The sequence below is a fragment of the Brenneria sp. hezel4-2-4 genome (assembly GCF_013155275.1).
Taxonomy (GTDB): domain Bacteria; phylum Pseudomonadota; class Gammaproteobacteria; order Enterobacterales; family Enterobacteriaceae; genus Brenneria.
Genome location: NZ_JABJXS010000024.1, coordinates 1 through 5,347 on the forward strand (window position 1 = coordinate 1; position 5,347 = coordinate 5,347).

1 protein-coding gene is annotated in these 5,347 nt (G+C 58.6%); it reads right to left on the minus strand.

The genetic code is table 11. The annotated features are described in order from the left end of the window. The coding region (locus HOY33_RS20405) for an Ig-like domain-containing protein (RefSeq protein WP_172291847.1) at positions 1 to 5,347 on the minus strand (5,347 nt) is incomplete at both ends.

The following is a 5,347-nucleotide window of genomic DNA, read 5'->3' on the forward strand; positions in this document are numbered from 1 at the left end:
AGGTTTCGCTGCCGACAGTTACCGTGATCGCATCACCGGCTTGGACGTTATCACCAACCTGCCCCGTCACATTAATAGACTGGTTAGATTCGGCGGCATTGACTACGTTATCCGCCGTAATCGTATCAATGGTAATTGAGGCATCCGGCGCAACCGTATCAACGGTGTAGGGACGCTCTGCGTTCGCGGTAGTGGTATTACCCGCCGCATCAGAGGTGGTGACACTCGCCGTAACCGCCGTATTCCCAGCCAGCACGCTGCCGGGCACATTCACACTCCAGGTCACGCCATCGGCATTCACCGTGGTCTGATAGGTCTCACTACCGACGGTAACCGTCACTGCATCGCCCGCCTGCACCTGATCGCCGACTTGGCCGGTGACGTTGATGGTCTGGCCGGACTCAGCGGCATTCACCACATTATCGGCAGTGATGGTATCGATGGTAATCGACGCATCCGGCGCAACCGTATCAACGGTGTAACCGCGGCTGGCATCCGCCGTGGTGGTATTGCCCGCCGCATCTGCGGTGATTACCGTGGCATTAACGGCGGTATTCCCCGCCAGTACGCTACCGGGAACACTCACGCTCCAGGTGCTGCCATCAGCATTGACCGTCGTCTGGTAAGACTCGCTGCCCACGGTGACAGTCACCACATCACCCGCCCGTACCTGATCGTCCACCTGGCCGGTCACGCTGATGGTCTGGCCGGACTCGACGGCATTGACTACGTTATCGGCGGTGATGGTATCAATGGTAATTGAGGCATCCGGGGCTACCGTATCAACCGTGTAACCGCGGCTGGCATCTGCCGTGGTAGTATTGCCCGCCGTATCTGCGGTGGTTACCGTGGCATTAACTGAGGTATTTCCCGCCAGCACGCTACCGGGCACATTCACGCTCCAGGTCACGCCATCGGCATTGACCGTGGTTTGGTAGGTCTCGCTGCCCACCGTGACAGTCACTGCATCACCTGCCCGTACCTGATCGCCAACCTGACCGCTCACGCTGATGGTCTGGCCGGACTCGACGGCATTGACTACATTATCGGCAGTGATGGCATCAATACTGATCGACGCATCCGGGGCAATCGTGTCGACATCGTAAGGACGGTTAGCATTCGCCGTAGTGGTATTGCCTGCTGCATCTGCGGTCGTCACCGTGGCGGTAACCGCCGTATTCCCCGCCAGTACGCTGCCGGGAATATTCACGCTCCAGCTCGTCCCATCGGCATTCACCGTGGTCTGATAGGTCTCGCTGCCCACCGTGACGGTCACCACATCACCGGCCTGGACATTATCGCCAACCTGACCGGTCACATTGATAGACTGGTTGGACTCGGCCGCATTCACCACATTATCGGCAGTGATGGTGTCGATAGTTATCGACGCATCCGGGGCCACCGTGTCGACATCATAGGTACGGTTAGCCTCTGCGATGGTGGTATTCCCCGCCGCATCAGATGTGGTGACGCTAGCCGTAACCGCCGTATTCCCAGCCAGCACGCTGCCGGGGATATTCACACTCCAGGTGCTGCCATCGGCATTCACCGTGGTCTGATAGGTCTCGCTACCCACCGTGACGGTCACCGCATCACCGGCCTGGACATTATCGCCCACCTGACCGGTGACATTGATAGTCTGATTAGACTCGGCCGCATTCACCACATTATCGGCGGTGATAGTATCAATACTGATCGAGGCATCCGGCGCCACGGTATCAACCGTGTAACCGCGGCTGGCATCCGCCGTGGTGGTATTGCCCGCGGCATCCGCGGTCGTCACCGTGGCATTAATCGCTGTATTGGCAGCTAATACGCTACCGGGGATATTCACACTCCAGGTGCTGCCATCAGCATTCACCGTCGTCTGGTAAGACTCGCTGCCCACGCTGACAGTCACCACATCACCCGCCCGTACCTGATCGCCCACCTGGCCGGTCACGCTGATGGTCTGGCCGGACTCGACGGCATTGACTACGTTATCGGCGGTGATGGTATCAATGGTAATTGAGGCATCCGGGGCAATCGTGTCGACATCATAAGGACGGTTAGCCTCTGCCGTGGTGGTATTCCCCGCGGCATCCGCGGTCGTCACCGAGGCATTAATTGCTGTATTGGCAGCTAATACGCTACCGGGAACACTCACACTCCAGCTCGTCCCATCGGCATTGACCGTCGTCTGGTAAGTCTCACTCCCCACGGTGATGGTCACCGCATCACCCGCCCGTACCTGATCACCGACTTGGCCGGTGACGTTGATGGTCTGGCCGGACTCGACGGCATTCACCACATTATCCGCCGTAATCGTATCGATGGTAATCGAGGCGTCCGGGGCAATGGTGTCGACATCATAAGGACGGTTAGCCTCTGCCGTGGTGGTATTGCCCGCGGCATCAGATGTAGTGACACTCGCCGTAACCGCCGTATTCCCTGCCAGTACGCTACCGGGAACACTCACGCTCCAGGTCACGCCATCGGCATTCACCGTGGTTTGGTAAGTCTCACTGCCCACCGTGACGGTCACCGCATCACCTGCCCGCACCTGATCGCCAACCTGACCGGTCACGCTGATAGTCTGACCGGACTCGTCCGCATTCACCACATTATCCGCGGTGATGGTATCGATGGTAATCGACGCATCTGGCGCCACGATATCAACCGTGTAACCGCGGCTGGCATCCGCGGTAGCGATATTCCCCGCCGCGTCAGAGGTGGTGACGCTAGCCGTAACCGCCGTATTTCCTGCCAGTACGCTGCCGGGGATATTGACACTCCAGGTGCTGCCATCGGCATTAACGGTAGTTTGATAAGTCTCACTACCTACGGTGACGGTCACCGCATCACCGGCCTGCACCTGATCGCCAACCTGACCGGTCACATTAATGGTCTGGTTGGACTCGGCCGCATTCACCACATTATCCGCCGTAATCGTATCAATGGTAATCGAGGCATCCGGGGCTACCGTATCAACCGTGTAACCGCGGCTGGCATCCGCCGTGGTGGTATTCCCCGCCGCGTCCGCGGTGGTTACCGTGGCATTAACTGAGGTATTTCCCGCCAGTACGCTGCCGGGAATATTGACACTCCAGGTCACGCCATCGGCATTCACTGTAGTCTGATAGGTCTCGCTACCCACCGTGACGGTCACTGCATCACCCGCTTGCACCTGATCGCCAACCTGACCGGTCACATTGATAGTCTGGCCGGACTCGGCGGCATTGACCACATTATCCGCGGTGATGGTATCGATGGTAATCGACGCATCCGGCGCCACCGTATCAACCGTGTAACCGCGGTTAGCATCCGCAATGGTGGTATTGCCCGCCGCATCTACGGTGGTTACCGTAGCATTAACTGAGGTATTTCCCGCCAGTACGCTGCCGGGGATATCCACGCTCCAGCTCGCCCCATCGGCATTCACCGTGGTCTGATAGGTCTCGCTACCCACCGTGACGGTCACCGCATCACCGGCCTGAACGTTATCACCAACCTGACCGGTGACATTGATGGTCTGGTTGGACTCGGCCGCATTCACCACATTATCGGCGGTGATGGTATCGATGGTAATCGAGGCATCCGGCGCAACCGTATCAACGGTGTAACCGCGACTGGCATCCGCCGTAGCGATATTCCCCGCCGCATCCGCGGTGGTTACCGTGGCATTAACTGAGGTATTTCCCGCCAGTACGCTGCCGGGAATATTCACGCTCCAGGTCACGCCATCGGCATTGACAGTGGTTTGGTAAGTCTCACTGCCGACCGTGACGGTGACCACATCACCGATCTGTACCTGATCGCCCACCTGACCGGTGATGCTAATGGTCTGGCCGGACTCAGCGGCATTGACTATGTTGTCAGCCGTAATCGTATCGATAGTTATCGACGCATCCGGGACTACCGTGTCGACATCATAAGGACGGTTAGCATCCGCCGTAGTAGTATTCCCCGCCGCGTCAGAGGTGGTGACGCTAGCCGTAACCGCCGTATTCCCCGCCAGTACGCTGCCGGGGATATTGACACTCCAGCTCGTCCCATCGGCATTAACGGTGGTCTGATAGGTTTCGCTGCCCACGGTGACGGTCACTGCATCACCGGCCTGCACCTGATCGCCAACCTGACCGGTCACGCTGATGGTCTGGCCGGACTCAGCGGCATTGACTACGTTATCGGCGGTGATGGTATCAATACTGATCGACGCATCCGGGGCAATGGTGTCGACATCATAAGGACGGTTAGCCTCTGCCGTGGTGGTATTGCCCGCGGCATCCGCGGTCGTCACCGAGGCATTAATTGCTGTATTGGCAGCTAATACGCTACCGGGAACACTCACACTCCAGCTCGTCCCATCGGCATTGACCGTCGTCTGGTAAGTCTCACTCCCCACGGTGATGGTCACCGCATCACCCGCCCGTACCTGATCACCGACTTGGCCGGTGACGTTGATGGTCTGGCCGGACTCAGCGGCATTCACCACATTATCCGCCGTAATCGTATCGATGGTAATCGAGGCGTCCGGGGCAATGGTGTCGACATCATAAGGACGGTTAGCTTCTGCCGTGGTGGTATTCCCCGCCGCATCAGATGTGGTGACACTCGCCGTAACCGCCGTATTCCCTGCCAGCACACTACCGGGGATATTGACACTCCAGGTGCTGCCATCGGCATTCACCGTGGTCTGATAAGTCTCGCTGCCGACAGTTACCGTGATCGCATCACCGGCTTGGACGTTATCACCAACCTGACCGGTCACATTGATAGTCTGGTTGGACTCGGCGGCATTGACTACGTTATCCGCCGTAATCGTATCGATGGTAATTGAGGCATCCGGCGCAATCGTGTCAACGGTGTAGGGACGCTCTGCGTTCGCGGTAGTGGTATTGCCCGCCGCGTCAGAGGTGGTGACACTCGCCGTAACCGCCGTATTCCCCGCCAGTACGCTGCCGGGCACATTCACGCTCCAGCTCGTCCCATCGGCATTAACGGTGGTCTGGTAGGTTTCGCTGCCCACGGTGACGGTCACTGCATCACCGGCCTGCACCTGATCGCCAACCTGACCGGTCACGCTAATGGTCTGACCGGACTCGGCCGCATTCACCACGTTATCGGCGGTGATGGTATCAACGGTAATCGACGCATCCGGCGCCACGGTATCAACCGTATAACCGCGGCTGGCATCTGCGGTGGTAATATTCCCAGCCGCGTCAGCCGTGGTGACGCTAGCCGTAACCGCCGTATTCCCAGCCAGCACGCTGCCGGGAATATTCACGCTCCAGGTGCTGCCATCGGCATTCACCGTGGTCTGATAAGTCTCGCTACCCACGGTGACGGTCACCGCATCACCGGCCCG